This window comes from Massilia putida (assembly GCF_001941825.1).
Classification (GTDB): domain Bacteria; phylum Pseudomonadota; class Gammaproteobacteria; order Burkholderiales; family Burkholderiaceae_D; genus Telluria; species Telluria putida.
Genome location: NZ_CP019038.1, coordinates 6,156,807 through 6,182,189, shown reverse-complemented (window position 1 = coordinate 6,182,189; position 25,383 = coordinate 6,156,807). Strand labels below are relative to the sequence as shown.

The window sequence follows — 25,383 nt, the reverse complement described above, 5'->3', positions numbered from 1 at the left end:
AAGAGCGTCGTTGATCGTATCATCATAAGGCATGCGGGACCGCGGTGCCATGGCGGACACGGCCATGTGTGCGCACCCCGCCGCAGAGAAGCTCTTCATTCCTCGACCGGCGCCAACGCGGACGCCGCCACTTCGACCCGGTTGCGCCCCGCCTTCTTGGCCACACGCAACGCCTCGTCGGCGCGGGCCAGCAAGGTGACGGTGCTGTCGTCCGGGCGGATCGTCGTGACGCCGAAGCTGGCCGTCAGGGAAATCATCGCGCGTTCGGTCTTGACGCGCTCGCTTTCGATCGCCGCGCGCATGCGCTCGGCGACCATCAATGCATCGTCCAGGCTCGTCCTCGGCAGCAGGATCGCGAATTCGACGCCCACCAGGCGGCCCAGCAGGTCGCTGTCGCGCAGCTGCCGCTTGCACGTCTCGAGCAGGTGGGCGATCACGACGTCGCCGGCCGGGTGGCCATAGCCGTCGTTGATGCGCTTGAACTGGTCGAGGTCGAACACGACGAGGGCCGTCGGCTGGCCCGGCCGGCGCGCCAGCGCCATCCACGGGGCCAGGGCCTGGAAGAAGCCGCGCCGGTTCGGCACGTCCGTCAGCGGATCATTGACTTCCAGGCGCGCCAGCTCGGCCTGTTCGCGCTCGCGGCCCAGCAGCAACCAGCCGAAGCCGCCCAGCAGCGCCAGCAGATACAGCGCGCCCGAATGGAACTGGCGCAACATGTCGTTCGTCATCCAGCCCCAGCCGGCCGGCGCCAGCAGCACGAGGGCGCCGCGCGCGCCGACGACGACGGCAAGCAGGCTCGTCGCCAGCGCCAGGAAACGCTGCAGCATCGAGGCCTGCGCCCAGTCGCGCCCCAGCGCGGCCGCCACCGACAAATAAAAGGCGCCCAGGATCAGCGAGGCGGCGACGGCGCGCAGGCCGATCGGGTCGACCAGCCAGCACAGCAGGAAGGCGGCGACGGCCAGCGCCAGCGCCGGGAGCGTGACGCGGCGCCAGCGCAGGCGGCCGGCGCGTTCCCACGCCGCGCCCGACTCCCACGCGACGCCGACGAACACGAGGGCATAGGCGATGGGCAGCGCGAGGCCTTCCGGGACGACGCCCGCGGCGCCGATCGCCAGCAGCAGCCAGCCGGCGGCCTGGTACAGGCGCGACCAGCCCCAGGTGGGCAGCGCGGGCCGCCGGTGTCCGGATTGTTCGAAGAAAAACAGGGTGGCGCACAGGGCGAGATTGCTGAGTGCCAGCGCGAGGACCATCGTCGTGGAATCCATCGGCGCCTCAGAATTCGTGCACGACCGCGGTCGTGCCGTCGCCGACCCGGCTGGACCAGGCGCGCGTCCAGTAATCGCGCTCGGCTTCCGTGGGCGGCTCGTGCCAGAACACGATCAGGGTGCCCTTGTGGTCGTGGATCTGGGTCAGTTTCTCGACAAACGCAAGGTTCCCGTCCATGTCCGCCAGCGCCATCGCGTAGCCGTAGACGCGGTCCAGGCGCTCGATGCGGTCCGGTTCGGTCTGGCTGTTGGTGGCGGTAATGGTCGGGTGATCCAGAAACATGAGGTCTCCGCTTGGGCTGCAACGGCCAGCTTATCAGAAACCCATCGTACGCAACAAGTTACGCCATGGAGATACGGGGCCGATATCGATTTCATCTATACTGGCACGATGCAGCCCCCCGACGACCCGTCTCATCCGTATACAACCGCACCGCCGCTCGTGCGTACGCGCCGCGGCCGGCGCACGCTGGAATTCTCGCCCGGCGACATCCAGAGCGAGATGCTGCTGGCGCGCCCGGATGCCCTCGTGCTGGCCTACCAGCGCGCGATGATGGGTTTCATGCTGTTCGCGCCGCGGCCCCGGCACATCGTGATGGTCGGGTTGGGCGGCGGCTCGCTGGCCAAGTTTTGCCACCGCCACTTCCCCGACGCGCGCATCACCGTCCTCGAAGTGCGCGCCGACGTGATCGCGCTGCGCGCCGCCTTCCACATACCGCCCGACAGCGCGCGTTTTGCCGTCGTCCACGCCGACGCGGCCGCCTGGCTCGCGGCCCACCCCGGCACGGCCGACGTGCTGCTCGTCGACGGTTTCGACGCGCGCGGCCTGCCCCCGCGCCTGGCCGATGCGCCGTTCTATGCCGATTGCCGCCGCGCGCTGCGGCCCGGTGGCGTCCTCGTGGCCAATGTGTTCACGTACGACCCGCGCTACCCGGACGTGATGGATGCGCTGCACACCGTGTTCGAAGGGCAGGCCTGCTGGTTCGACGAGGTCGCGGGCAATAACCGCATCGTGTATGCCTTGCACACCCCCGACGCGGCCGTGGCGCGACGCGTGGCGCGTTTCGCGCGCCGGCGCGGCCTGGGCCTCGGATTATTGAACCGGCTAGCCATAAGATTCATCCTTGCCTGGATCGCATCGCGATCTGTTTTGACGCCGCCACACCTTCGGCCGGTAAGCCACCGCATGTGACAATTTGTTTGCGGAAACTAGAGTTTCTGTGACAAACTGGCGCCTCAATTCATGCCTTTGGGCAAGCAATCACCTTACATGCATAGGGATCCCTGGATGTCGCGTCGCCGACTGCCGTTTTCGCTCACGCTCGCAGCCGCTCTCACACTGGGGGGTGGCCTGGTCGCAACCGCGGTGCTGGCGGTGGCCGTCAGCCGGCTCGAATACGACAACAAGTCGCTGGTCTTCGAACAGGGCACGGGGGTGCGCGTCGCCGCGCTGCGCCAGGGCATGGACGATGCCGTCGAAGTCCTGAACGTCACCAACCAGCTGTTCACCACCGTCCAGCCGGTCACGCGCGCGCAGTTCCACGATTTCACGACACCGCTGCTGCAGCGCAACCCGTACATCCGCGCCTTCAATTTCCACCGCGTCGTGCAGGGCGCCGACCGGGCCGCGTTCGAAGCGGACCTGCGCCAGTTCCAGCCCGACCTCGTGCTGCGCGAAATGCGCGGCGCCGGGCGGGTGCCGGTGGCGGAGCGTGCCCGCTACTATGTCGTCGATTACCTCGAGCCGATGCAGGGCAACGAGGCGGCGTTCGGCCTGGACGTCGGCCAGAACCGCCAGATCATGGACGCCCTCGCGCGCGCCCAGGCCAGCGGCCGCGCCGCCGTCACCGGCCTGCTGCAACTGGCCCAGGCGCCCAGCGCCCCCAGCTTCGAAGTGCTGATGCCCGTGTACGCCCAGGGCGGCCGCCTGCTCGGCGACACCGCGGCCGTGATCTCGATCCCGACCCTCGTCAAGGCGACGCTGGCCCGCGCCGGCCTGCTGGACGACCACGGCATCCACCTCAGGTTCTACGGCGGCGGCCGCGCCGATCCGGCCCGCCTCGTCTACGCCAGCAGCGACGCGGCACCGTCCGAGCCGCCGTTCGCCCTGCTGTCGGCCGGCTTCACGGGCCGCGCCGTCAACACCTTCACGGTCGGCGGCCAGTCATGGACCGTGGAAGCCATCGCCGCGCCGAGCCCATGGCTGGCCGACCACCTCGCCTCGACGCTGCTGCTGGCCGGCGGCGTGCTGTCGACGCTGCTGTTTTGCGCCTTCGTGCAGGCCGCCGGCCAGCGCACGCGCAAGGTGCAGGAACTGGTGCGCGAACGGACGGCCGACCTCAAGCTGACCAACCAGCGCCTGATCGACGACGTCCTCGCACGCAAGCGCACGGAAAAAGCCCTGCAGGAAAGCGAGCAGCGCTTCCGCCAGCTGGTCGCCATGTCGTCCGACTGGTACTGGGAGCAGGACGAGCAGTTCCGCTTCACGCACGTCACCGGCGACTTCACGGAAAAATCCGGCATCGCCACCGAACGCGTGCTCGGCCGCCGCCGCTGGGATTACGTGCCCGCGCTGACCGACACCGAACTCGGCCGCGATCACATCGCGACGCTGGAAGCCCACGAACCGTTCCGCAACCTCGAATACCGCGTCGTCGACGACAACGGCGAAGAACGCTGGTTCTGCATCAACGGCCAGCCGATCTTCGACGAGACGGGCCGCTTCACCGGCTACCGCGGCACGGGCAGCGACATCACGGCGCGCAAGGTCACCGAGCAGCGCGTGCACCACGTGGCGCAGCACGACGTGCTGACGGGCCTGCCCAACCGCTCGCTGCTGCAGGACCGCCTGGGCCAGGCCGTCGCCTATGCCACGCGCAGCGGCCACCAGGTCTGGGTGATGCTGATCGACCTGGACCGCTTCAAGTTCGTCAACGACAGCATGGGCCACAAGGCCGGCGACGTCCTCCTGATGACGGTCGCGGCGCGCCTGCGCTCGTCGCTGCGCGACACGGACACGGTGGCGCGCCTGTCCGGCGACGAATTCGTCGTCATCCTGTCCGAGCACTCCGACCAGCCGCTCACGCCCGACATCGTGCAGCGCGTCATGGATTCGGTGGCGCAGCCCGTCATGCTGGGCACCAAGGAATTCTTCGTCACCTGCAGCATCGGCGTGGCCGCCTTCCCGAGCGACGGCACGCCGGCCGAGAACCTGATCGAGCATGCGGACATCGCCATGTACCGCGCCAAGAAACTAGGCCGCAACAACTTCCAGTTCTACACGCCGGCCATGAACGAGGAATCGCTGGAGCGCGTGCGCATCGAAAGCGCGCTGCGCAACGCGCTCGAACGCAACGAGTTCGTGCTGCACTACCAGCCGCAGGTCGACCTGCAGACGGGCCGCATCGTCGGCATGGAAGCGCTGATCCGCTGGAAGCATCCGGAACTGGGCATGGTGCCGCCGTCGCGCTTCGTCGGCATCGCCGAGGACACGGGCCTGATCGTCCCGATCGGCGCCTGGGTGATGCGCACCGCCTGCGCCCAGAACAAGGCGTGGCAGGATGCGGGCCTGGGCAAGCTGCGCGTGGCCGTGAACCTGTCGGCGCGCCAGTTCAGCGCCGCCGACCTGCTGCCGGGGATCGAAGCCGTCCTCAACGACACCGGACTGGACCCGTCCTGCCTGGAACTGGAGCTGACCGAGAGCCTGTTCATGAGCGACGTCACCCCGGCGGTGGAATTGTTGCACCGCATGAAATCGCTGGGCGTCAATCTGTCGATCGACGATTTCGGCACGGGCTACTCCAGTTTCTCCTACCTGTCGCGCTTCCCCATCGACGTGCTCAAGATCGACCGCTCGTTCGTCAACGACATCACGCACGACGCCAACGACGCGGCGATCGTCGCCTCGATCATCGCGCTGGCGCACAACCTGCGCCTGTCCGTGATCGCCGAGGGGGTCGAAACGGCCGAACAGCTGGATTATCTGCGCCACCAGGGCTGCGATGAAATGCAGGGCTATTATTTCTCGAAGCCGCTCCCGGCCCATGAATTCGAGCAGTTGCTGCGCCAGCGCCGCAGCCTGACGGCCCCGGAAGACGAGCCGCAGACGGCCGTCGCCTGAGCAAATCTAGAATTTGCTTTAAGTTCTGGCCCCAAGTGAAATTATTTGTGCAATTTCCTGTGGCCTAATCGATATCGTTCTCATACAATACCCGGTGATTGTTTTGCAATACCACCCCACCGAGTATGATGATGATGACTGAAATGAATATCGATTCCGCCACGGCCACCCTGGCAGAACGCAGGCCGCGCACCGACATGCGTACGCGCGACCTGGTCAACCAGGCCGTGGCGTCGGTCCCGACGCTGGGCCTGCAGCGCGCCGCCGAATTCCTGGCGGCCATGGGCGTGCCGGCGGAGATTGCCGTGCGCGCCCTTGTGTATCCGAATCGACGCCGCACGAACTGAACGTCTCATCGTCGTTGCGCATGGTGGGCACATTTCGTTTGAGCCCCCGGCCTCAAATGCCCACCCTACAGCTATCGAAATTGCGGACATAGGGTGGGCAACCCTTGCCGTCATGCGTTACCGGATCCCGCTACTCTTGGGCGGCGATGTCGGCCAGCGATTCGCGGCCGCGCGCCGTCAGGTCGAACCCGCCTTCCGCGCGCGCGGCGATGTGGGATTTGCGGCTGAGGAACTGAACGACGTCATCGTCGACAGCCGCCGCCGGATCCGCCTCGAGCGCGCGCAGCGCCTGCACGCAGCGGCGCAGGAACAGCAGTTCGGTTCCCTGCGCGGTCAGCGCGATGCTGCCGTTCTTCGCATACTGGATCAGCTTCAGGCCCGACAGGCGCTTCGCATTGCGCCCGACACAGGCATTGACGCGGTCATTCTTGGCGCCGCGCCGGATGAATTCGAGCGCGTCGTATTCGTCGCCCGTCAGTTTCAGATTCTTCATTACCACTTTCCAAGGAAACAAGCCCGCCATGGTAACGGCGGCGGGCCTTCCCGGCAACTGGTCGTCAACGCAGCGCCCGCACGGCGGCCCAGACGAGCCCGGCCCCGGTCAGCACGCCCAGCGCCACCGCGACATGCATTTTGTGCGAGCCCAGCAGCGGGCCGCGGCCCAGCGGAATCTTGTTGTACAGGGTGGTGCTCATGCTTCTCTCCTCCGAATGTCATTGGCCACAGGCATTTTATAAAAAGTTACTAAAAGACATATGTGCGCCAGCGTACCGAAGCGGCGATCCTATTGCGCGCCCAAACCCGACACGGACTGTTAATATCGCGCCAACACGACAACGCGATGGAGCACGTCATGAGAACCAATGTACCGAAACCCGACCCGGGCGCCAACGCCCCCGCCAACATGCATGAAGCGGACATCGGCAGCGGCGAACGCTCGCCGGCCCAGCACGAAACGGACGCCATGATCCGCGAAATCCCTCCGCAAGGAAAAAACCCGGGCAGCCAGCAGGACGGCGGCCAATCCGGCAACCAGCAAGCCTCGCGCGACGGCCAGCCGGGCAAAGCCTGACGCTCACGTGACAACGGATGGGGCGACACGACGGTCCGCCCCATCCGCACCTCTCACATCTTCCAACGCTTTACCGCGCCTTGACGGGCGCATCCGGCGCGTCCGGCTCCTTCACCGGCGCGCGCGCCGGCGCCGGCACGTCGTCCGGATCGGGGCTCGGCTGCGGCGGTGGCAACTCCGGGTCGGGCGTCGTGGGATCGGGCGTCGAGTGGGCACGCAGGTCGTCCCGCCGGCCCACCTGCTTCGGCAAACTCATCGGTCTTCTCCGGCGCCCAGGCTCAGCGGCCTTCCTTCTGCTTCGCGCCGCCGCCCGCGCCCTTGCCTTTGCCGGCCTTCACGGTCGACATGTGGTCGTGGCTGCTCTTGTCCTTCACGCCGGCCTGGCGCTTCTGCTGGTCGGCCTCGGACAGATTGCCTGACTGCTTGTTCTGACTGCCGGTGGATTTCGACTGGCTCATGATCATCCTCCTATGGATAGCGTTGACGTTGTGTACAGCCTAGCATGGAAGAACCGAGCGGGTTTTCAATCGTGCGGACATGCGGGCGGGGCTGGTATAGTCGGGTTTTGACATCCCGTCGCCCACCATGCCGCGCCGCCTCCTCGCCCTCGCGCTGTCCCTCGCCATGACCTCGACACCCCACGCCGCCCCGATGATCCTCGCCGACTACATGGCGCTGTCCGGCCCCGCCCCCGACGCCACCCTGCGCTACGGCGCGGCGCCGTCGCAGTACGCCGAACTGTTCGTCCCGCCCGGCAAGGGACCGTTTCCCGTGGCCGTGCTCGTGCACGGCGGTTGCTGGACGAAGGAGTACGGCGGCATCACGCAGCTGCGCAATATGGCCGGCGCGCTGGCGGCGCGCGGCATCGCCGTGTGGAACGTGGAATACCGCCGCGTCGACGAGGCCGGCGGCGGCTATCCGGGCACCTACCAGGACATGAACGCCGCCCTCGACCTGCTGGCGCGCACCGCGCGCGACTATCCGCTGGACGTCGAACGCCTCGTGGCCGTCGGGCACTCGGCCGGCGGCCAGCTCGTGCAATGGCTGGCGGGACGGCCCCGCATCCCCGCCTCGAGCCCCCTGTTCCGCGCGGACGCCGTTCCCGTGCGCCGGGTCGTCAGCCTGGGCGGCCTGGCCGACCTGCGCCGCGAATCGGCCCTGCTGAAATCCAGCTGCGGCCGCGAAGTCGTCGATCTGGCCGGCACGCCCAGCGCCGCCCGGCCGGACGTCTTCGCCGACACGAACCCGGGCGACCTGATACCGAACGGCAGCCGCACGATCCTCGTCACCGGGGAACTGGACACCATCTCGCCGCCCCGCGTCGCCCACGATTTCGCGGCCCGGGCCCGCGCCGCCGGCGACATCGCCGAAGTCGTCATCCTGCCCGGCGCCAGCCATTACGACGAAGTGGCCGCGACGTCGCGATCGTGGCCGCTCGTGCTGGGCGCGATCGAAGCGGCGCTCGGGCCGGCGCCGCGCTGACTCAGTCCGGGAACACGATCCGTTTCGCGAGCCGCTGGTCGACGACCAGGTCTTCCTGCGCCACCGCGACGCAAGGCAGGATGTACCCCTCGCGCTTTTCGTCGAACGACAGCCCCGGCCATTCCACGAGATAGCGCACGCTGCCGCCCGCGAGGCGGCAAATGCACGTGCGGCACGTGCCGTTGCGGCACGAGCTGGGCAGGTCGATGCCGGCCTGTTCGGCGGCGTGCAGCACGGTCGTGTCCGTGTCGGCCGGGAAGGACCAGCCGGAGGGCTGCAGGGTGATGGTCAACGTCGTCATGCGCAGGATTGTACCCGCCCCGCCTGGGTTCGTTCCCGCACAGAGCCTCGTCCTGCACGGCACTACCCTGGAGCCATCACATCTTCAGGCAGGACATCAATTGAAAACATTCCGCATCCACCTACTGATCGCCGTGCTGGGCAGCCTCGCCGGCAGTCCGGCGTTCGCGCAAACGGCGCCCGCGACAGAATCCGACAAGCTGCTGCGCGCGCAGGTGCTGCTCGACCGCGCCCACTTCTCGCCCGGCGAAATCGACGGCGCCTACGGCTCCAACATGCACCAGGCCCTGGCCGGCTACCAAAAAACGCACGGCCTGAACCCGACAGGCAAACTCGACGAGGCCACGTGGAACGCGCTGAACGCCGATCAGACGCCCACGCTGCTCACCTACACGCTGGTCGACGCGGACGTCGCCGGTCCGTTCCGCCCGGTGCCGGACGACATGATGGAAAAGGCCAAGCTGCCCGCACTCGGCTACAGCACGCCGGCGGAAGCCCTCGGCGAGAAATTCCACGTGAGCCCGGCGCTGCTGGCGAAGCTCAATCCCGGCAAGGACCTGGGCCGCGCGGGCGAGCAGATCCTCGTGCCCAACGTCGTCGGCACGCCCGCGCTGGCGCAGGCCGCGCGCGTGGTCGTGTCGAAGGACGCGCGCATCCTCCAGCTGCAGGACGCGGCCGGGACCATCCTCGCGCAATACCCCGTGTCGAGCGGCAGCGAGCATGACCCGCTGCCGATCGGTCACTGGAAGATCGATGGCGTGCACCGCAATCCGACGTACCACTACAACCCCAAGCTGTTCTGGGACGCCAAGCCGGGCGACAAGAACACGACGATCGCGGCCGGCCCGAACAATCCGGTCGGCGTCGTGTGGATCGACCTGTCCAAGCCGCACTACGGCATCCACGGCACCCCGGTGCCGGCCTCGGTCGGCAAGAGCGAATCGCACGGCTGCATCCGCCTGACGAACTGGAGCGCGTCCGAGGTGGCCGGGCTGGTGCAGCCGGGGACGGAAGTGGTGCTGGAGGAATAACACGCAAACGATGAGGAGACGGCAATGAGATGGTTGATGACCTTCCTGCTCGGCGTGCTGGTAGGCGCGGGCGGCCTGTTCGTCTGGCTGCGCCAGATGCCCCCTGAACCGGCGGCGCCGGCCGTGGCGGTGAACACAGGCTCCCTGCCCGCGCCCCCGCCGCCGGGCAGCCCCCTGGAGGGCAAGCTGCCGCCGGCACCGCAGGTGATGCCGGACCTCACGGAGCTCGACCTCCCGCTGCGTCCCGCCGCCACGGATGCGCCGGCGGCCGCGCCGGCTTCGCCGCCGGCGGCCCCGGCCGGCAAGCTGCTGGTGCCGGTCGAGGGCATCGCGCCGTCGAAACTCACCGACACGTACGACCAGCCGCGCGGCAACGAGCGCCATCACGAAGCGCTGGACATCATGGCGCCCAAGGGCACGAAGGTACTGGCGGTCGCGGACGGCAAGATCGTCAAGCTCTTCACGAGCAAGCCGGGCGGGCTGACGATCTACCAGTTCGATCCGACGGAAAAATACGCCTATTACTATGCGCACCTGGCCCGCTACGCGGACGGCCTGCAGGAAGGCGCGCAGGTCAAGCGGGGCGATCTGATCGGCTATGTGGGGACGACGGGCAACGCCGACCCGAACGCGCCGCACCTGCACTTCGCCGTGTTCGAGCTGACGCCCGAGAAGCAGTGGTGGAAGGGGACGCCGGTGGATCCGTATCCGTTATTGCAGCCATAAACCCGTCGTCCCCGGGACGCGCGGACCCATGCCGAGTGTCCGCAGACAGGCATTAACAGAGCCATCGACGCTGTCGACGTACCGAATCCTGTTCCTCAGTATGGGGGAACGGCCTTACTGCGCCGGCGGTTCGTCCACATCCGCCCCCACTTTGATCGCCGCATACGCCCGCTGCACGGCAATCAGTTCGCGGCTGGACTTGCCGTACAACTCGCCCGCCGCCTCGATCATCTTGGCGCGCGCATCCGCATAATCGGTGCTCGACGTGAACTTGGTCGTGTTCGCCCTGAACCGGATGCGGTACGCCTTGTCCAGGCCGTTGCCCGTCATCGCCGCCGGCGTCTTGACGAGGTAGTTGCTGTAATCGTCGCCCGCCTTGTCCGCGTTTGACCCCCAAATAAGCCCGGCGGCAGCGTGCGGCTGCCGCCGGGCGGTTGCCACGTGGCGCGGTACGGTGCGCCGGGGCGCGCCGGATGCGTCTATGGCACCGTCAACGCGGGCGCCGGCGCATCAGGTAGACGGCCGCGCCGAGCACGGCGCCCGTCAGCACGGCCTTCTTCACGAGACCGGCCCGGTTGTGCTCCCACTCGGCCTTGATGCCCATCTCGGCCAGCACGTTCGGCACCTTGCCATGGACCAGGTCCTCGCCGACGCCTTCGACGACGTTCACGCGGTCCGCCGCGAGCAGCAGCAGCCAGCGCCGCATATCGTTCTCGGACCATTTGAAGGCGAGGCGCCGGATCATGCCGGACAAGCCTTTCGGCGGCTGGACCGTGCCGAAGATGGGCGTGATGCCGGGGCGCTCCGTCGACACCAGGATCTCGACATTCTCCGGCTGCTGCGGCAGCTTGCCTTCGTGCGGGTGGATGAAGCGCGCGGGCGTGCGCTCCATCAGGATGGCCGGGCGGTTCTTGCGGTCGAGGTCGGCGCCCCAGCCGTTGATGTGGGCGAGTTCCTCGCGGCTCGGCCGGCGCGGGCCGTCCGCCATGTCGCCCTGCAGCGGATGCGCGTGCACGTGCCCCGCGTCGCCGTCGTGATGATGATGGTGTTCCATGGCGTCTCCTCAGTGCAGTGCGGTGGCGTTGACGGCCTGGACCTCGCGCGCGGACGGCGGGATCAGGACGGTCTTGATGCAGTTGTCGAGCTTGCTCGAGAAGATGTGGTACGCGTCCGCCACTTCTTCCAGCGGCACGCGGTGCGTGATGATTTCCTTGGGATTCAACCGCCCTTCGCGGATGTGCTCGATGAGACGCGGCAGGTGGCGCTTGACGCTGGCCTGGTTCGCGCGGATCGTCAGGCCCTTGTTCAGCACGTTGCCCATCGGGACCATGTTGAAGGTCGGTCCGTACACGCCCACGATCGACACATTGCCGCCCTTGCGCACGCAGTTGATCGCCCAGTGCAGCACGGTCGAGGCGCCGGCCTGCATCTTCATCAGGCGGCCCGTCAAGGTTTGCGCGATGGAACCGGCCGCGTCGCCGCCCACGCAGTCGATGGTGACGTCGGCGCCCATCCAGTCCGTCATCTTCTTGATGTGCTCCGCCATGTCGTTCACTTCGCGGAAGTTCACGACCTCGCATTGGGCATAGCGCTTGACGAATTCCAGGCGGTACTCGACCTCGTCCACGACGATCACCCTGCCCGCCCCCATCAGCCACGCGGACTTCGCCGCGAAGATGCCGACCGGGCCCGCGCCGAAGATGACGACCGTGTCGCCTTCCTGGATGTCGCCCATCTCGGCGGCCTGGTAGCCCGTCGGCACGGCGTCCGTCAGCAGCACGGCATCGTCCAGGTGCAGGTCGTCGGGGATGGGCAGCGGGCCGACGTCGGCCATCGGCACACGCACGTACTCGGCCTGGCCGCCGTCATAGCCGCCGGCCGTGTGCGAATAACCGTAGATGGCGCCGACGGCCGTCGCTTCCGGATTCGTGTTGTGGCAGTTGCCGAAGAGCTCGCGCTGGCAAAAGAAGCAGGACCCGCAGAACAAGTTGAACGGCACCAGCACCCGGTCGCCCGCCTTCAGCGTCTGCACGTCGCGGCCGACGTCCACGACTTCGCCGACGAACTCGTGGCCGAACGTGTGGCCCACGCGCGTGTCGGGCACCATGCCGTGGTACAGGTGCAGGTCGGACCCGCAGATGCAGGAGCGCAGCACGCGCACGATGGCGTCGCCCGGATGTTCGATCTCGGGATCGGGCTTGTAATCGGCGCGGACGCGATACGGCCCCCGGTAATTCATTGCCAGCATAATTCCTCCTCGATGGTTGACGGCCCGCCTCAATGGACGAGCCCTTGACAACAAGGTATGTCAAACCGCTAAGGAAGGCGATACGCGCACGGAAACGTACGGGGGTTAATGAACACTTTTTTGCCCAGTGAACGAAAACGGCCGCACGCGGCGGCCGTCGCGGGGAGCGATGCGGGGTCAGAGCTGGCGCGCCTCGAACGTGTTGCACTGCTGGACGGAACCCGTCTGCAGGCCGCGCGTGAACCAGCGCACCCGCTGGGCCGACGTGCCGTGCGTAAACGAATCGGGCACGACGACGCCGCGCGACTGGCGCTGCAGCGCATCGTCGCCGATGGCGCTGGCGGCGTTCAGCGCGGACTCGACGTCGCCCTGCTCGATGATCTGCTTGGCCTGGTTCGTGTGATAGGCCCACACGCCGGCGAAACAGTCGGCCTGCAGTTCCAGCCGCACGGACGCGGCGTTGGCCTCGGTTTCGGACAGGTGCCGGCGCGCGCTGTCGACCTTGCCCGAGATGCCCAGCAGGTTCTGCACGTGGTGGCCGACTTCGTGGGCGATCACGTACGCCTGCGTGAATTCGCCGCCGACCTTGAAGCGCTGCTGCATCATGCGGAAGAAATCCAGGTCGAGATAGACCTTGCGGTCGGCCGGGCAATAGAACGGGCCGACGGCCGCCTGGCCGACGCCGCAGCCGCCCGTGCCGGTGCGGCCCGTGTACAGCACGAGATGCGGCGGCGTATAGGTGGCGCCGTTGGCGCGGAAGATCTGCGTCCACGTGTCTTCCGTATAGCCGAGGACGGTGCGGACGAACTGCGTCTCGCGGTCGTTCGCGGGCGGATGCGACGGCGCCTGCTGGACCTGGGCCGGCGAGCCGCCGCCCGACAGCAGGTTCAGGATCGTCGACGGCGAGACGCCGAAGAACCACGAGCCGACCAGCGCGATGACGATCGTGCCGATGCCGACGGTCCCGCCGCCGAAGCTGAATCCGCCGCCACCGTCGCCGTCGCCGCGGCGGTCCTCGATGTTGTCGCTCTGTCGATCGCCTTCCCAACGCATGATTGCTCTCCTTGCGACACCGCGTTGGCGGTGCCGTCGTCATTGTTTCGGTGCCGGGCGAATCAGCGTCCGCTGGGACGCCTGATCTTCACCGACCCCATGTTTTCGCGTGCATCCTTGAGGCGGAACTCGTCGTCCGCCAGGCCCGCCCGCTGCTCGTCGTGGAGCACGCGTTCGTGGCGTTCGCGTTCGACTTCCCGTCGCACGCGCTCGTTCAAAGATACGTCCGGCGTCGTCGTCTTCATGGTCATCCTCGTGTCCGGGCCGCGCGTCCTGCATCAGCCCGGATCAATTCTGCATGCGGCCCGCGGCCGCATCTGTTCGAACTTTCACACAATTCACATAATGCCATAGCGGCGATCCGCCCTGCATGACTCTGTCCACATGGCTCTGTGCGCCCGCGTACGGAAGCGCGCGCGGGCGTCATGCATGCTGCGCGCATGACCTCGACCGCCGCCCCCTTCGCCAACCACGACGCGCTGGCCGCGCTCGGCAGCAGTCTACAAGCCGCCGGCTACCGTTTCGTGACCGTGACGCCGGCCACGCACCGGCGCGTGAACAACCGCCCGGAGAACGCCTGGGCGCACGACCTGCGGGGCGTGTTCGGCTGGAGCCGGCCGTTCCGCGCCGGCGTGCTGCCGGACGCGATCGACGGCCAGCTGCGCGCGGCCGGCCTGGCGGCACCGGCCGACGCCGACGGCTGGCGCGCGCTCGTGCGGGCCTCGACGATCGGTGATCGCCTGTATTTTCACTCGGCCTGGCCCACGTCCGACGAGGACGCCGTGTTCTTCGGCCCCGATACCTACCGCTACACGGCCGCGCTGCGGCGCGTGCTCGGCCTGCACGGCAGCCTGCGCCGGCCCGTGCGGCGCGCGGTCGACATCGGCGCCGGCGCCGGACCGGGCGCGATCGAACTGGCGCTGCGTTGCCGCGACGCGACCGTCTACGCGAGCGACATCAACCCGGCCGCACTGGCGCTGGCCGAGGTCAACGCGAACCTGAACGGCGCGCACAACGTCGTGCCCTGCCACAGCGACCTGCTGGACGGCGTCGACGGCGCCTTCGACCTCATCCTGTCGAACCCGCCCTACATCCTCGACCCGCACGCGCTGACGTACCGCCACGGCGGCGGACAACACGGCGCCGAACTGTCGATCCGCATCGTGCACGCGGCGCTGGACCGGCTGCAGCCCGGCGGCAGCCTGCTGCTGTACACGGGCGTGGCCATCGTCGACGGGGCCGATCCGTTCCTCGCCGCCATCCGCGACCGCCTCGATGCCGACGCGGACGCGTGGTCGTACGAGGAGCTCGATCCGGACATCTTCGGCGGGCAGCTGGACTGCGACGGCTACGAACGCGTGGAGCGCATCGCGGCGGTGTGGCTGCACGCCGTCAGGCGCGGTTGAGACGATCGGGCAAAACGCTGCCGCAACCGGGCATGGCCGGGGCGGCGCGGCACCATAATGACCGCCATCCCAACCCTCGCGAGGAGCCAGACCATGAAAGCCACAGACGCTACCAGCCCGTGCAGACCGTGAGCGCGATGGTGCGCGGGCGGTTGCGGGCGCTGGTTTAAGGGCGCGGGCCGGTCCGGCTTTGCAGCGCGCGCCCGCGGCGCGCGGGGCCGTCCGCGGGCGGACGGCAGCCAGGTGATCGCAGGACCGGGATGGCGCCGGTGCTGCGGATCGGCCATGCGTAGCAAGGGCGATGCCGATACTGCTGCGTGTCGGTTGGCTTTGCAGCGCGCGCCCGCGGCGTGCGGGGCCGTCCGCCTTGCGGACGGCAGATGGGCGATTCGGAGCGGGCTGGCCTTGCAAGGCCAGCCCTTCGAATCCCACCGCGCAGGGCGCGCAGGCGCCCTGCGCTCTCCGCCAAAACAAAAAAGGCCCCGGTGGGGCCTTGTTTGTTCTGGCGGAGAGGGTGGGATTCGAACCCACGGTACGGTCACCCGTACGCCTGATTTCGAGTCAGGTACATTCGACCACTCTGCCACCTCTCCGTGTCGCGGTCGTTTCGCGTGAGGCCGAATTATAGACGTTGGGTAAGAGAATCGCAAGCACCCGTTTATTTCGCTGTCAGGCCCGCCATCAGCGCATCCAGCGTCTGCTGCCCCCGCACGAGCGTCGTCCTGCGGTCGAAGATGCTGCCCGACTGGTCGTCCGGCGCGCCGATGTCCCAGAAGAACGGCGGCACGCCGTTCGCCACGGCCTTCTTGACGACGTACGTGTGGTAATAATTGCGCGATCTGAGGTGCAGCGCCAGGGCGTCGCCGGTCAGGTTCGTACGGCGCATGGCGGCGAATTCGCCGAGCACGACGGGGATGCCCTTGTCGACGAATTGCTGTTTCAGGCTGGCGAATTGCGCATCGACGTAGTCTTCCTCGCCCCACGTCGGGTTGTGGGCCGTGTCCGTCGTCGAGTGATTGCCCGCGCCCCAGTAATACGCCTGGTTGCCCCAGCTTTCGTCTTTTGCCATCAGCGCGAAATTGTACGGGTCGTAGAAGTGGATCTCGGCCATCAGCCGGCCCGCCACCTTGTCGGCCGGCAGCGTGGGCATCAACTTGACCGTCAGGTCGATGTTGGTCTGGGGCCCCTGCACGACCAGCACCCGGTAAGCGTTCCTGCCGCCGGTGGAGCGCACGGCGTCGACGAACGTCTGGTGATAGCTCATCAGGACCGCGACGCCCGTCGCGTCCTTCGTGTCCGGTTCGTTGGCGCTGGCGAACATCACGTGCTCGTCGAAATCGCGCAGCGCCGTCGCGATCTGTTCCCAGTACGCCTTTTGCTTGGCATTCACGGCATCCTTCTTGTCGGGCGTGACGTTCTTTTCCAGCCAGCCGCCGTCCCAGTGGATGTTGACGAGGACGACCATGTCGTTGTCCACGCAGTACTGGACCACCTGCTTCACGCGGTTGAGCCAGGCGGCGCTGATTTGCCCCGTCTTCTGGTCCGCATACTGGTCCCACGCCACGGGCAAGCGGATCGCATTGAAGCCGGCGTTCTTGACGGCCTGGATCAGCGCGTTCGAGATCAGCGGATTGCCCCACGCCGTTTCGCCGCCGGTCGCCTCCATCGTGTTACCGATGTTGAAGCCGATGCGGATCGAGGCCGCGATCTGCTGGGCGTTGTGCGACATGCCCGTCATGTCGGCCGGGAGGGGACTCGTGTTGTAGCTCGGGTAGGGGCTCGGGGCCGGTGCGGGTGCGGGTGCGGGTGCGGGTGCGGGTGCGGGTGCGGGTGCGGGAGTCGATGCAGGCGGCTGCGTGGCTGCAATCGGTGCCGCGGCGGACGGCGCGACACCGCCGCCGCTGCCGCCGCATGCCGCGAGCAATGTCGCGAGCAACGGGGCGCACAGCATGGTCAGGGCTTTCATGGGTCTCCTCTGTATTTCGAATAAACCTACAGAATAGAAAGACTATGTGCCTGACGGATACTTCCAAGCAGCGAATTGTTATCAGCGTGCAGATTGTTGAAGGATCGCTGGCGCCTGTGTCAGCCAGGCCGGCTTTGCAGCGCGCACCCTCGGCGCGCTGGGCCGTCCGCGCTGCGGACGGCGAATGGGCGATTCGAAAGGCTGGCCTTGCAAGGCCAGCCTTTCGAATCCCACCCGGAGGGCGCGCAGGCGCCCTGCTCTCTCCGCCAAAACAAAAAAGCAAAAAGGCCCCGATGGGGCCTTAATGGGCGATTCGGAGAGGGCTGGCCTTGCAAGGCCAGCCCTTCGAATCCCACCCGGAGGGCGCGCAGGCGCCCTCCTCCTCTCCGCCAAAACAAAAAAGGCCCCGATGGGGCCTTGTTTGTTTTGGCGGAGAGGGTGGGATTCGAACCCACGGTACGGTCACCCGTACGCCTGATTTCGAGTCAGGTACATTCGACCACTCTGCCACCTCTCCGTGTCGCGGTCGTTTCGCGTGAGGCCGCATTATAGACGGCCTCCGTCGAAAACGGAAGACCTATTTGCTCAAGCAGCCGGTGCCAGCCGGTCCACCCCGCCCATGTAAGGACGCAGCACTTCCGGCACGACGACGCTGCCGTCCGCCTGCTGGTAGTTCTCCAGCACGGCCACCAAGGTGCGGCCCACGGCCAGGCCGGAGCCGTTCAGCGTGTGCAGCAGTTCCGGCTTGCCCTTGGCGTTGCGGAAGCGGGCCTGCATGCGGCGGGCCTGGAAATCTTCGCAGTTCGACAGCGACGAGATCTCGCGGTACGTGTTCTGTGCCGGCAGCCACACTTCCAGGTCGTAGGTTTTTGCGGCGGAAAAGCCCATATCGCCCGTGCACAGTTGCATCACGCGGTATGGCAGGCCCAGGTTTTTCAGGATCGTCTCGGCCTGGCCGACCATCTCTTCCAGTGCGTCGTACGACTGTTCCGGGTGCGCGATCTGCACGAGCTCGACCTTGTCGAACTGGTGCTGCCGGATCATGCCGCGGGTGTCGCGGCCGTAGCTGCCCGCCTCCGAGCGGAAGCACGGGGTGTGCGCCGTGATCTTGATCGGCAGCGATTCGGCCGCCACGATCTCGTCGCGCACCATGTTCGTCAGCGACACTTCCGACGTCGGGATCAGGTAGAAGTTTTCGCCCTCGCCTTCCGCGCCGCCCTTTTTCACGGCGAACAGGTCTTCCTCGAACTTCGGCAGCTGGCCCGTGCCGCGCAGCGAATCCGCGTTCACCATGTACGGCGTGTAGCACTCCGTGTAGCCGTGCTGGCCCGTGTGCGTGTCCAGCATGTACTGGGCCAGCGCGCGGTGCAGGCGGGCGATGCCGCCTTTCATCACGGCGAAGCGCGAGCCCGTCAGCTTGGTCGCGGTGTCGAAATCGAGGCCCAGCGGGCCGCCGATGTCGACGTGGTCCTTCACTTCGAAATCGAAGGCGCGCGGCGTGCCGACCTTGCGCACTTCGACGTTGCCCGACTCGTCCTGCCCCACCGGCGTGGACGGGTGCGGCAGGTTCGGGATCGCGGCCATGAACTGCGCCAGCTTCTCCTGCACCTGGGCCAGCGCCGTTTCGTTGGCCTTCAGCTCGTCGCCGATGCCGGCCACTTCGGCCATCACGGCGCTCGTGTCTTCGCCCTTGCCTTTCAGCATGCCGATCTGCTTGGACAGCGAGTTGCGCTTGCCCTGCAATTCCTCGGTACGCGTCTGGATGTCCTTGCGCTCGGCTTCGAGGGCGTTGAATCCGGCGACGTCGAGCTGGAACTTGCGGCTCGCGAGACGCGCGGCGACGTTGTCGATGTCTTTGCGGAGGAGTTGGATGTCTATCATGTCGGGATTGTCGCAGGGTGGGATATCGAAAGCGCAATTGTACCAAGTCGCAGGCGGCAAACCACGGTCGCGTGCCGATCTTTTGGCCGGCACGGCAGTCCAATGCCGAGGAGGCCCACATGGATGTCGACTGGGAAGCGCTGTTCACGTTCAGCGTGCCGCCGCTCGAACTCGTCGTGCGCGGCACCCTGACGTACATCTTCCTGTTCTGCCTGTTCCGCTTCGTCGTGCGGCGCGACGCCGGGGCGCTGGGGCTGTCCGACCTGCTCGTGCTGGTGATCATCGCCGACGCCGCCCAGAACGCCATGGCCGGCGACTACATTTCCATCGTCGACGGCTTTACCCTCATCGGCACCATCATCGGCTGGAACTACACCCTGAACTGGCTCAGTTTCCGCTACCCGTGGTTCCGCCGCTTCGCGCTGGCACCGCCGATCTGCATCATCAAGGACGGCATCAAGCAGGACGCCGCGCTGCGCCGCGAATTGATCAGCGACGAGGAATTGCGCGCGATGCTGCACGAGCACGAGGTCGACGACATCGCCCAGGTCAAGCGCGCGTGGCTGGAGCCGGACGGCCAGTTGACGGTGCTGCGCCGGCGCAGTCCACGTGGCACTGCCGACGACCGCGGCACGGGCGGTCCGCCACGGCGCGGGCTGTAGTCAGTCCGGCGCGCCGGCGGCGCGGGCGTCGTCGTCCAGGCTGCGCAGCCAGGCCAGCTTTTCCGCGATCTTGGCCTCGATCCCGCGCGGCACCGGCTGGTACCAGCCCGGCTCGGGCATGCCGTCCGGCAGGTAGGTCTCGCCGGCCGCGTACGCGTGCGGCTCGTCGTGGGCGTAACGGTATTCGTGGCCGTAGCCCAGTTCCTTCATGAGCTTCGTCGGCGCGTTGCGCAGGTGGACGGGCACTTCGCGCGATTTGTCCTTGCGCACGAACGCCATCGCCGCATTGAACGCGTTGTAGCCGGCATTGCTCTTGGCGGCGATGGCCAGGTAGACGACCGCCTGGCCCAGCGCCAGTTCGCCCTCCGGCGAGCCGAGACGCTCGAAGGTCTCGGCCGCGTCGTTCGCGAGCTGGATCGCGCGCGGGTCGGCGATGCCGATGTCTTCCCACGCCATCCGCACGATGCGGCGCGACAGGTATTTCGGGTCGGCGCCGCCGTCCAGCATGCGGCACAGCCAGTACAGCGCGGCGTCCGGATGCGAGCCGCGCACGGACTTGTGCAGCGCCGAGATCTGGTCGTAAAAATTGTCGCCGCCCTTGTCGAAGCGGCGCGCGTTCAGCGTGAGCGCGTTCTCGACGAATTCGCGCGTGATGTGCGTCGTGTTCGACGTCTCGGCCGACGTCTTCGTCTGCTCCAGCAGGTTCAGGAAGCGCCTGGCGTCGCCGTCCGCGTAGCCGATCAAGGTCTGCACGGCGATATCGTCGAACCGCAGGTGCGACAAACCGCCCTGCGCGCGGGCGCGCTCCAGCAGCTGGCGCATCTCGTCGTCGGTGAGCGCCTTCAGCACGTACACCTGCGAGCGCGACAGCAGTGCCGAGTTGACTTCGAACGACGGGTTTTCCGTCGTCGCCCCGATCAGGGTGACGAGGCCGGACTCCACGAACGGCAGCAGCGCGTCCTGCTGCGATTTATTGAACCTGTGGATCTCGTCGATGAACAGGATCGTGTGGTGGCCGCCCGCGAGATAGTGCTCGGCCTGTTCGACGGCGGCGCGGATGTCCTTCACGCCCGACAACACCGCGGACAGCGCGATGAATTCGCAGTCGAACGCGTTCGCCGTCAGCCGCGCCAACGTCGTCTTGCCGACGCCCGGCGGGCCCCACAGGATCATCGAATGGGGCCGGCCCGACTTGAACACGAGGTTCAGGGGCTTGCCCTCGCCCAGCAGGTGGCTCTGGCCGATCACCTCGGCGATCGTCTTCGGCCGCAGCGCTTCGGCGAGCGGGGCGGCGGGTTCGGTCTTGAAAAGGTCATCCACGGGCATCTCCCATGGCGCGCAAGGCGTTGTTATTGTTCATCTTGCCTATGTATGGCCTTTGCGTCGAAAGCGCAAGTGGCTTACTGATTGACGACTTCCGCACCCTTCGGCACGTCGAACTTGAACGCCTGCGCGCCGAGCGCCGGGTTGCGCTGGAAACTCGTGAATTTCAGCAGCACGGTCTGGCCGAAGTTGTCCTTCAGTTCCATCGCCTGCGGCATGCCATCCTTCAGGCCGATGCCGATCTGCTCGAACGTCGTATCCTTGGATTTCGGCGTCGCGTGCAGCCATTCCAGGCCGTCGTGCGTACCCGCTTCGGACAGCGTGAAATTCTTTTCCAGGTCGTTGCTGCCGAACAGGATCGCGGCCGGCGAGCTGCCCAGCGCACCGCCCAGCTTGCGCGTCGTGACCTGGTTCAGGTCCTTGTCGTACAAGTACAAGGTTTCGCCGTCGGCCTGCAGCAGTTGTTCGTACGGCTTCTGGTACGTCCAAATGAACTTGCCGGGGCGGGAAAACACGAAGGTGCCGCTGGAGGTCTTGCCCGGCTTGCCCGATTTCATGACCTGCGTCTGCGTGAATTCGCCGCGAGCGGACTTGGTGCCGGCGACGAAGGATTTGAATTGATCCAGCGCGCTGGCGTGGGCCGCGCCCGCGACCAGCAGGGTGGTGGCGATCAGTATGTTTTTCAATTTTACCATTGTCATTCCGCGTTCGTTGCAGGCACCAGGATGTCCCGGTTGCCGTTCGACTGCATCGGCGACACGATGCCGCTCTGCTCCATCTGCTCGAGCAGGCGCGCGGCGCGGTTGTAGCCGATGCGCAGGTGGCGCTGCACGAGCGAGATCGACGCCCGCCGGTTCTTCAGCACCACGGCCACGGCCTGGTCGTACATCGCGTCGGACTCGCCGCCGCCTTCGCCCGCCGGCACGCCGTCGGCGCCGCCGCCGTCTTCCGCCACGCCGCCTTCGAGGATACCCTCAATGTAATTCGGTTCGCCCGTCGACTGGAGATGTTTTACAACTCGATGCACTTCGTCGTCCGAGACGAACGCGCCGTGCACACGGATCGGCAGGCCGGTCCCCGGCGGCATGTACAGCATGTCGCCCATGCCCAGCAGCGTCTCGGCGCCCATCTGGTCGAGGATGGTGCGCGAGTCGATCTTGGACGACACCTGGAACGCGATACGCGTCGGGATGTTCGCCTTGATCAGGCCCGTGATGACGTCCACGGACGGACGCTGCGTCGCGAGAATCAGGTGGATGCCGGCCGCGCGCGCCTTCTGGGCGATACGGGCGATCAGTTCCTCGACCTTCTTGCCGACCACCATCATCAGGTCGGCCAGCTCGTCGATGATGATGACGATCGTCGGCAGTTTATCCAGCGGCTCCGGCGCGTCCGGCGTCAGCGAGAACGGGTTCGGGATGTGTTCCTCGCGCTTCGCGGCTTCCGCGATCTTGCCGTTGTAGCCGGCCAGGTTGCGCACGCCCAGCTTCGACATCAGCTTATAACGGCGCTCCATCTCGTTCACGGCCCAGTTCAGCGCGTGGCCGGCCTGGCGCATGTCGGTGACGACGGGCGCCAGCAGGTGCGGGATGCCTTCGTACACCGACATTTCGAGCATTTTCGGGTCGATCAGGATCAGGCGCACGTCGGCCGGATCGGCCTTGTACAGCAGCGACAGGATGGTCGCGTTGATGCCAACGGATTTACCGGAACCCGTCGTACCCGCCACCAGCAGGTGCGGCATCTTCGCGAGGTCGGCGACGACCGGCTTGCCGGCGATGTCCTTGCCCAGCGCGACCGTCAGGCTGGACGCGCTGTCGCCATAGACTTTCGAGCCGAGGATCTCGGTCAGGCGCACGATCTGGCGCTTCGGGTTCGGCAGTTCCAGCGCCATGTAGTTCTTGCCGGGGATCGTCTCGACCACGCGGATCGACGTCAGCGACAGCGAACGCGCCAGGTCGCGCGCCAGGTTGACGATCTGGCTGCCCTTCACGCCCGTCGCCGGTTCGATCTCGTAGCGGGTGACGACCGGGCCCGGATACGCGGCCACGACCTTCGCCTCGACGCCGAAGTCGGACAGCTTCTTTTCGATCAGGCGGCTGGTGAATTCCAGGGTCTCGATGGCGACGGATTCCTGCGCGGGCGGCGCGTCGTCCAGCAGCGCCAGCGGCGGCAGCGTGCTGTCGCCGTGGACTTCGAACAGGTGCGACTGGCGTTCCTTTTCGGCGCGCTCGGAGCGCGGCACGGTGGTCATCGGCGGTTCGATCTTGATCGGCGACGGATTCGGTGCGGCCGCCGACGCCGGCGGCGCGGCCGGCTTCGCGGGCGCGCGCGGCGTGGGCACGAGCGCAGGCTCGTGTTCGTCGCGCGGTTCGTCGAACGACGGCTCCGGCGCCATCGGCGCGGCCGGCGCAGCGCCGCCATCGATCCGCGGCTCCGCCTTGGCCCGGGCCAGCTTCGCTTCGCCGCGCGCCTTGACCTTGGCCTTCATCTTGGCCAGGAAACCCGGCGCGGCAGGCGGCGCCTCTTCCTGCGGCTCGTCCTCGTCGTAGCGCGGGGTCTCGATCCGCACGGGCGAACCGGCATGTTTTTCCACGTACTTGGCGCGCTCGTGCACGACGACCTCGTCGCGCTTGTGCGCCGCCACTTCGCCGTAGCGGCGGTCTTCGCGGTCTTCGTAGCGCAGGCGGAACCAGTCCCACGTCGTCTCGACGGTCTCGCCGATGCGCTCGGCCACGGCCAGCCACGACACCTGGAAGTACCAGGAGAAGCCGAGGCCGAACAGCAGCAGCAGGAGCAGGGTCGCGCCCGTGAAGCCGAACGCGTTGTGGGCGGCATGGCCGATCAGCTGGCCCAGCACGCCGCCGGCCGCGCGCGGCAGCTCGACCTTCAATGACCACATGCGCAGGTATTCGAGGCCGACGCTGCCCGCGAACATCAGCACGAAGCCGATCCAGCGGACCAGTGTCTCGCCCTGGTGCTCGGGCTCCTGCTGCGCCTCCTGGACGATGAACCGCGAATGCAAGCGCCGGTAGCCTTGCCACACGGCGCGCGTGAAGCAGACGCACAACCACCAGGCGGAAAAGCCGAAGATGAACAGTAATAGATCGGCCAGCCAGGCGCCGGCGCGGCCGCCCAGGTTGGCGATGTGGGGAACGACGTTCTCGTGCGAGAAGCCCGGATCGGCCCGGTTATAACTGAGCAAAATGAGGACGAAATACAACAGCGCGACGGCCGTGACCAGCCAGCGCGCCTCCGACAACAGGCGCACGAGCCGGTTCGGCAGCGGCTGGCGCGGTGGCCTCGGCTTGTGAGTATAGGTCGTGCTCGTCGATGGACTATTCTTGCTCATTGCGGTTTGAAACGGTACTGCCGGGTAACAATGCCCCAAAGATGACCATTCTAAGCGATATATTGCCGCGCAGGCCCCACGATTCATGCTCGTGTGCATCATCGACTATAATCCCGGCTCCAACGCCTCTTGATTCCCGCACTGCCCGGCCCCACTTTCCGGGCATCATCCGATAGAAGACTCAACATGACCACTCGCAAACACGCCAAAGTCCTGATCCTCGGTTCCGGTCCCGCCGGTTATAGCGCCGCCGTCTACGCCGCGCGCGCCAACCTCAGTCCGATGCTGGTGACCGGTGTCGAGCAGGGTGGTCAGCTGATGACGACGACGGACGTCGAGAACTGGCCGGGCGACCCGCTGGGCGTCCAGGGTCCGGAACTGATGCAGCGCCTGCTGCAGCATGCCGAGCGCTTCAATACGGAAATCGTGTTCGACCACATCCACACGACGCACCTGGATGAAAAGCCGATCCGCCTCATTGGCGATTCGCACGAATTCACCTGCGACGCCCTGATCATCGCCACCGGCGCCTCGGCCCAATACCTCGGCCTGCCCAGCGAGCAGGAATTCATGGGCAAAGGCGTGTCGGCCTGCGCGACGTGCGACGGGTTCTTCTACCGCAACCAGGAAGTCGCGGTGATCGGCGGCGGCAACACCGCGGTCGAGGAAGCGCTGTACCTGTCGAACATCGCGACGAAGGTCACGCTGATCCACCGCCGCGACAAGTTCCGCGCCGAGCCGATCCTCGTCGACCGCCTGATGGGCAAGGTCGCCGAGGGCAAGATCGTGCTGGAGCTGAACCAGACGCTGGACGAGGTCCAGGGCGACCAGAGCGGCGTGACCGGCCTGCGGCTGAAATCGACGGACGGCGGCGCGACCAAGGAACTGAAGGTCCACGGCCTGTTCGTGGCGATCGGCCACAAGCCGAACACGGGCATCTTCGAAGGCCAGCTGGACATGCACAACGGCTACATCAAGACCCGCGGCGGCAGCGAAGGCATGGCCACCGCGACCAGCGTCCCGGGCGTGTTCGCGGCCGGCGACGTGCAGGACCACGTGTACCGCCAGGCGATCACCTCGTCGGGCTCGGGCTGCATGGCCGCGCTGGATGCCCAGCGCTACCTGGAAGCCCTGGAATAATTTTTTTGC

At 66.9% G+C, this 25,383-nt stretch carries 26 protein-coding genes, 2 tRNA genes and 1 pseudogene; 10 read left to right on the top strand and 19 right to left on the bottom strand.

The genetic code is table 11. The features are described 5' to 3' along the window. Window positions 1-95: 95 nt before the first annotated feature. Window positions 96-1,265 carry a GGDEF domain-containing protein gene (locus BVG12_RS29780; protein ID WP_075795559.1) on the bottom strand — a complete coding sequence of 390 codons (1,170 nt, stop codon included), beginning with the start codon at window positions 1,263-1,265 and terminating at the stop codon, window positions 96-98. Between the two features lie 7 nt (window positions 1,266-1,272). Further along, window positions 1,273-1,548 (bottom strand): hypothetical protein, encoded by a 276-nt coding sequence (locus BVG12_RS29775; protein WP_075795558.1) that lies wholly within the window; start codon window positions 1,546-1,548, stop codon window positions 1,273-1,275. A 159-nt stretch (window positions 1,549-1,707) separates the two neighbouring features. Here BVG12_RS29775 and BVG12_RS29770 point away from each other — a divergent pair, with 159 nt between their 5' ends. The 3 genes from BVG12_RS29770 (at window position 1,708) to BVG12_RS29760 (ending at window position 5,732) form a co-directional block, all read left to right on the top strand. Further along, complete coding sequence (locus tag BVG12_RS29770; protein ID WP_229503751.1) at window positions 1,708-2,457, top strand: fused MFS/spermidine synthase; 750 nt, start codon at window positions 1,708-1,710, stop codon at window positions 2,455-2,457. Window positions 2,458-2,553: 96 nt separating this feature from the next. Then, window positions 2,554-5,385 carry a bifunctional diguanylate cyclase/phosphodiesterase gene (locus tag BVG12_RS29765; RefSeq protein ID WP_075795556.1) on the top strand — a complete coding sequence of 944 codons (2,832 nt, stop codon included), beginning with the start codon at window positions 2,554-2,556 and terminating at the stop codon, window positions 5,383-5,385. Between the two features lie 143 nt (window positions 5,386-5,528). Beyond that, the gene (locus tag BVG12_RS29760) at window positions 5,529-5,732 is read left to right on the top strand and encodes a hypothetical protein (RefSeq protein WP_229503750.1); all 204 of its coding nucleotides are present in this window, start codon (window positions 5,529-5,531) and stop codon (window positions 5,730-5,732) included. Between the two features lie 130 nt (window positions 5,733-5,862). Here BVG12_RS29760 and BVG12_RS29755 read toward each other — a convergent pair whose 3' ends face one another. Beyond that, window positions 5,863-6,225: a hypothetical protein gene (locus BVG12_RS29755; protein WP_075795554.1), complete on the bottom strand. Its 363-nt coding sequence runs from the start codon at window positions 6,223-6,225 to the stop codon at window positions 5,863-5,865. Between the two features lie 64 nt (window positions 6,226-6,289). Further along, window positions 6,290-6,427, bottom strand: a complete 138-nt coding sequence (locus BVG12_RS34630; protein ID WP_169926848.1) for a hypothetical protein — start codon at window positions 6,425-6,427, stop codon at window positions 6,290-6,292. A 158-nt stretch (window positions 6,428-6,585) separates the two neighbouring features. Here BVG12_RS34630 and BVG12_RS29750 point away from each other — a divergent pair, with 158 nt between their 5' ends. Then, window positions 6,586-6,804, top strand: a complete 219-nt coding sequence (locus BVG12_RS29750; RefSeq protein WP_075795553.1) for a hypothetical protein — start codon at window positions 6,586-6,588, stop codon at window positions 6,802-6,804. A gap of 70 nt (window positions 6,805-6,874) precedes the next feature. Here BVG12_RS29750 and BVG12_RS29745 read toward each other — a convergent pair whose 3' ends face one another. Both BVG12_RS29745 and BVG12_RS29740 read right to left on the bottom strand, forming a co-directional pair. Beyond that, complete coding sequence (locus BVG12_RS29745) at window positions 6,875-7,060, bottom strand: hypothetical protein (protein WP_075795552.1); 186 nt, start codon at window positions 7,058-7,060, stop codon at window positions 6,875-6,877. Between the two features lie 22 nt (window positions 7,061-7,082). Beyond that, on the bottom strand, window positions 7,083-7,262 hold the full coding sequence (locus BVG12_RS29740) for a hypothetical protein (protein WP_075796649.1): 180 nt from the start codon (window positions 7,260-7,262) through the stop codon (window positions 7,083-7,085). A 127-nt stretch (window positions 7,263-7,389) separates the two neighbouring features. Here BVG12_RS29740 and BVG12_RS29735 point away from each other — a divergent pair, with 127 nt between their 5' ends. Next, a complete protein-coding gene (locus BVG12_RS29735) occupies window positions 7,390-8,286 on the top strand; it encodes an alpha/beta hydrolase (protein WP_075795551.1) in 897 nt (298 codons plus the stop codon). A gap of 1 nt (window position 8,287) precedes the next feature. Here the strand turns inward: BVG12_RS29735 and BVG12_RS29730 are convergent, their stop codons facing one another. After that, window positions 8,288-8,587 carry a 2Fe-2S iron-sulfur cluster-binding protein gene (locus BVG12_RS29730; RefSeq protein ID WP_075795550.1) on the bottom strand — a complete coding sequence of 100 codons (300 nt, stop codon included), beginning with the start codon at window positions 8,585-8,587 and terminating at the stop codon, window positions 8,288-8,290. Window positions 8,588-8,687: 100 nt separating this feature from the next. On the opposite strand from BVG12_RS29730, the gene BVG12_RS29725 reads away from it, so the two are divergent. Both BVG12_RS29725 and BVG12_RS29720 read left to right on the top strand, forming a co-directional pair. Next, window positions 8,688-9,617 carry a L,D-transpeptidase family protein gene (locus BVG12_RS29725; protein WP_229503749.1) on the top strand — a complete coding sequence of 310 codons (930 nt, stop codon included), beginning with the start codon at window positions 8,688-8,690 and terminating at the stop codon, window positions 9,615-9,617. 24 nt (window positions 9,618-9,641) lie between these two features. Further along, window positions 9,642-10,343, top strand: coding sequence for a M23 family metallopeptidase (locus BVG12_RS29720; protein WP_075795549.1), 702 nt, complete (start codon window positions 9,642-9,644; stop codon window positions 10,341-10,343). Between the two features lie 114 nt (window positions 10,344-10,457). Here BVG12_RS29720 and BVG12_RS29715 read toward each other — a convergent pair. From BVG12_RS29715 to BVG12_RS29695, 5 genes and pseudogenes are all read right to left on the bottom strand, one after another. After that, window positions 10,458-10,736 (bottom strand): annotated as a pseudogene (locus BVG12_RS29715) (M4 family metallopeptidase); the annotation flags it as partial. A 97-nt stretch (window positions 10,737-10,833) separates the two neighbouring features. Then, window positions 10,834-11,397 (bottom strand): hypothetical protein, encoded by a 564-nt coding sequence (locus BVG12_RS29710; RefSeq protein WP_156895767.1) that lies wholly within the window; start codon window positions 11,395-11,397, stop codon window positions 10,834-10,836. A 9-nt stretch (window positions 11,398-11,406) separates the two neighbouring features. Next, window positions 11,407-12,591, bottom strand: a complete 1,185-nt coding sequence (locus tag BVG12_RS29705) for a zinc-dependent alcohol dehydrogenase (protein WP_075795548.1) — start codon at window positions 12,589-12,591, stop codon at window positions 11,407-11,409. A 177-nt stretch (window positions 12,592-12,768) separates the two neighbouring features. Then, window positions 12,769-13,644, bottom strand: coding sequence for a KPN_02809 family neutral zinc metallopeptidase (ypfJ, locus tag BVG12_RS29700; RefSeq protein ID WP_075795547.1), 876 nt, complete (start codon window positions 13,642-13,644; stop codon window positions 12,769-12,771). Between the two features lie 62 nt (window positions 13,645-13,706). Beyond that, entirely contained in the window at window positions 13,707-13,889 is a 183-nt protein-coding gene (locus tag BVG12_RS29695; protein WP_075795546.1) for a hypothetical protein, read from the bottom strand. 195 nt (window positions 13,890-14,084) lie between these two features. Here BVG12_RS29695 and BVG12_RS29690 point away from each other — a divergent pair, with 195 nt between their 5' ends. Beyond that, window positions 14,085-15,050, top strand: coding sequence for a methyltransferase (locus BVG12_RS29690; protein ID WP_075796646.1), 966 nt, complete (start codon window positions 14,085-14,087; stop codon window positions 15,048-15,050). A gap of 503 nt (window positions 15,051-15,553) precedes the next feature. Here the strand turns inward: BVG12_RS29690 and BVG12_RS29685 are convergent. The 4 genes from BVG12_RS29685 to serS all read right to left on the bottom strand — a co-directional run bounded on the left by BVG12_RS29685 (window position 15,554) and on the right by serS (window position 18,897). Then, window positions 15,554-15,643, bottom strand: a tRNA-Ser gene (locus tag BVG12_RS29685). Window positions 15,644-15,708: 65 nt separating this feature from the next. Beyond that, window positions 15,709-17,016 (bottom strand): glycoside hydrolase family 5 protein, encoded by a 1,308-nt coding sequence (locus BVG12_RS29680; protein ID WP_218921035.1) that lies wholly within the window; start codon window positions 17,014-17,016, stop codon window positions 15,709-15,711. 427 nt (window positions 17,017-17,443) lie between these two features. Continuing rightward, window positions 17,444-17,533, bottom strand: a tRNA-Ser gene (locus BVG12_RS29675). Window positions 17,534-17,601: 68 nt separating this feature from the next. After that, entirely contained in the window at window positions 17,602-18,897 is a 1,296-nt protein-coding gene (gene serS, locus BVG12_RS29670) for a serine--tRNA ligase (protein ID WP_075795545.1), read from the bottom strand. Window positions 18,898-19,016: 119 nt separating this feature from the next. Between serS and BVG12_RS29665 the strand changes: the two genes are divergently transcribed. Beyond that, the gene (locus BVG12_RS29665; protein ID WP_075795544.1) at window positions 19,017-19,559 is read left to right on the top strand and encodes a DUF421 domain-containing protein; all 543 of its coding nucleotides are present in this window, start codon (window positions 19,017-19,019) and stop codon (window positions 19,557-19,559) included. On the opposite strand, the gene BVG12_RS29660 is transcribed toward BVG12_RS29665, so the two are convergent. From BVG12_RS29660 to BVG12_RS29650, 3 genes are all read right to left on the bottom strand, one after another. Then, window positions 19,560-20,879 carry a replication-associated recombination protein A gene (locus BVG12_RS29660; RefSeq protein WP_075796644.1) on the bottom strand — a complete coding sequence of 440 codons (1,320 nt, stop codon included), beginning with the start codon at window positions 20,877-20,879 and terminating at the stop codon, window positions 19,560-19,562. Between the two features lie 80 nt (window positions 20,880-20,959). Further along, the gene (gene lolA / locus BVG12_RS29655; protein ID WP_156895766.1) at window positions 20,960-21,577 is read right to left on the bottom strand and encodes an outer membrane lipoprotein chaperone LolA; all 618 of its coding nucleotides are present in this window, start codon (window positions 21,575-21,577) and stop codon (window positions 20,960-20,962) included. Between the two features lie 2 nt (window positions 21,578-21,579). Further along, window positions 21,580-24,234, bottom strand: coding sequence for a DNA translocase FtsK (locus BVG12_RS29650; RefSeq protein WP_075795542.1), 2,655 nt, complete (start codon window positions 24,232-24,234; stop codon window positions 21,580-21,582). 186 nt (window positions 24,235-24,420) lie between these two features. Between BVG12_RS29650 and trxB the strand changes: the two genes are divergently transcribed. Next, window positions 24,421-25,374: a thioredoxin-disulfide reductase gene (gene trxB, locus BVG12_RS29645; protein ID WP_075795541.1), complete on the top strand. Its 954-nt coding sequence runs from the start codon at window positions 24,421-24,423 to the stop codon at window positions 25,372-25,374. Window positions 25,375-25,383 lie beyond the last annotated feature (9 nt).

What these genes read in the sequence shown, in the direction of transcription:
- BVG12_RS29750 (WP_075795553.1), top strand. Translation starts at nt 6,586, where the DNA reads ATGAGAACCAATGTACCGAAACCCGACCCGGGCGCCAACGCCCCCGCC.
- trxB (WP_075795541.1), top strand. Translation starts at nt 24,421, where the DNA reads ATGACCACTCGCAAACACGCCAAAGTCCTGATCCTCGGTTCCGGTCCC.
- BVG12_RS29740 (WP_075796649.1), bottom strand. Translation starts at nt 7,262, where the DNA reads ATGAGCCAGTCGAAATCCACCGGCAGTCAGAACAAGCAGTCAGGCAAT.
- BVG12_RS29650 (WP_075795542.1), bottom strand. Translation starts at nt 24,234, where the DNA reads ATGAGCAAGAATAGTCCATCGACGAGCACGACCTATACTCACAAGCCG.
- BVG12_RS29760 (WP_229503750.1), top strand. Translation starts at nt 5,529, where the DNA reads ATGAATATCGATTCCGCCACGGCCACCCTGGCAGAACGCAGGCCGCGC.
- BVG12_RS34630 (WP_169926848.1), bottom strand. Translation starts at nt 6,427, where the DNA reads ATGAGCACCACCCTGTACAACAAGATTCCGCTGGGCCGCGGCCCGCTG.
- BVG12_RS29780 (WP_075795559.1), bottom strand. Translation starts at nt 1,265, where the DNA reads ATGGATTCCACGACGATGGTCCTCGCGCTGGCACTCAGCAATCTCGCC.
- BVG12_RS29775 (WP_075795558.1), bottom strand. Translation starts at nt 1,548, where the DNA reads ATGTTTCTGGATCACCCGACCATTACCGCCACCAACAGCCAGACCGAA.
- BVG12_RS29690 (WP_075796646.1), top strand. Translation starts at nt 14,085, where the DNA reads ATGACCTCGACCGCCGCCCCCTTCGCCAACCACGACGCGCTGGCCGCG.
- lolA (WP_156895766.1), bottom strand. Translation starts at nt 21,577, where the DNA reads ATGGTAAAATTGAAAAACATACTGATCGCCACCACCCTGCTGGTCGCG.
- BVG12_RS29765 (WP_075795556.1), top strand. Translation starts at nt 2,554, where the DNA reads ATGTCGCGTCGCCGACTGCCGTTTTCGCTCACGCTCGCAGCCGCTCTC.
- BVG12_RS29730 (WP_075795550.1), bottom strand. Translation starts at nt 8,587, where the DNA reads ATGACGACGTTGACCATCACCCTGCAGCCCTCCGGCTGGTCCTTCCCG.
- BVG12_RS29755 (WP_075795554.1), bottom strand. Translation starts at nt 6,225, where the DNA reads ATGAAGAATCTGAAACTGACGGGCGACGAATACGACGCGCTCGAATTC.
- BVG12_RS29695 (WP_075795546.1), bottom strand. Translation starts at nt 13,889, where the DNA reads ATGAAGACGACGACGCCGGACGTATCTTTGAACGAGCGCGTGCGACGG.
- BVG12_RS29665 (WP_075795544.1), top strand. Translation starts at nt 19,017, where the DNA reads ATGGATGTCGACTGGGAAGCGCTGTTCACGTTCAGCGTGCCGCCGCTC.
- BVG12_RS29745 (WP_075795552.1), bottom strand. Translation starts at nt 7,060, where the DNA reads ATGAGTTTGCCGAAGCAGGTGGGCCGGCGGGACGACCTGCGTGCCCAC.
- serS (WP_075795545.1), bottom strand. Translation starts at nt 18,897, where the DNA reads ATGATAGACATCCAACTCCTCCGCAAAGACATCGACAACGTCGCCGCG.
- BVG12_RS29720 (WP_075795549.1), top strand. Translation starts at nt 9,642, where the DNA reads ATGAGATGGTTGATGACCTTCCTGCTCGGCGTGCTGGTAGGCGCGGGC.
- BVG12_RS29680 (WP_218921035.1), bottom strand. Translation starts at nt 17,016, where the DNA reads ATGAAAGCCCTGACCATGCTGTGCGCCCCGTTGCTCGCGACATTGCTC.
- BVG12_RS29710 (WP_156895767.1), bottom strand. Translation starts at nt 11,397, where the DNA reads ATGGAACACCATCATCATCACGACGGCGACGCGGGGCACGTGCACGCG.
- BVG12_RS29705 (WP_075795548.1), bottom strand. Translation starts at nt 12,591, where the DNA reads ATGCTGGCAATGAATTACCGGGGGCCGTATCGCGTCCGCGCCGATTAC.
- BVG12_RS29735 (WP_075795551.1), top strand. Translation starts at nt 7,390, where the DNA reads ATGCCGCGCCGCCTCCTCGCCCTCGCGCTGTCCCTCGCCATGACCTCG.
- ypfJ (WP_075795547.1), bottom strand. Translation starts at nt 13,644, where the DNA reads ATGCGTTGGGAAGGCGATCGACAGAGCGACAACATCGAGGACCGCCGC.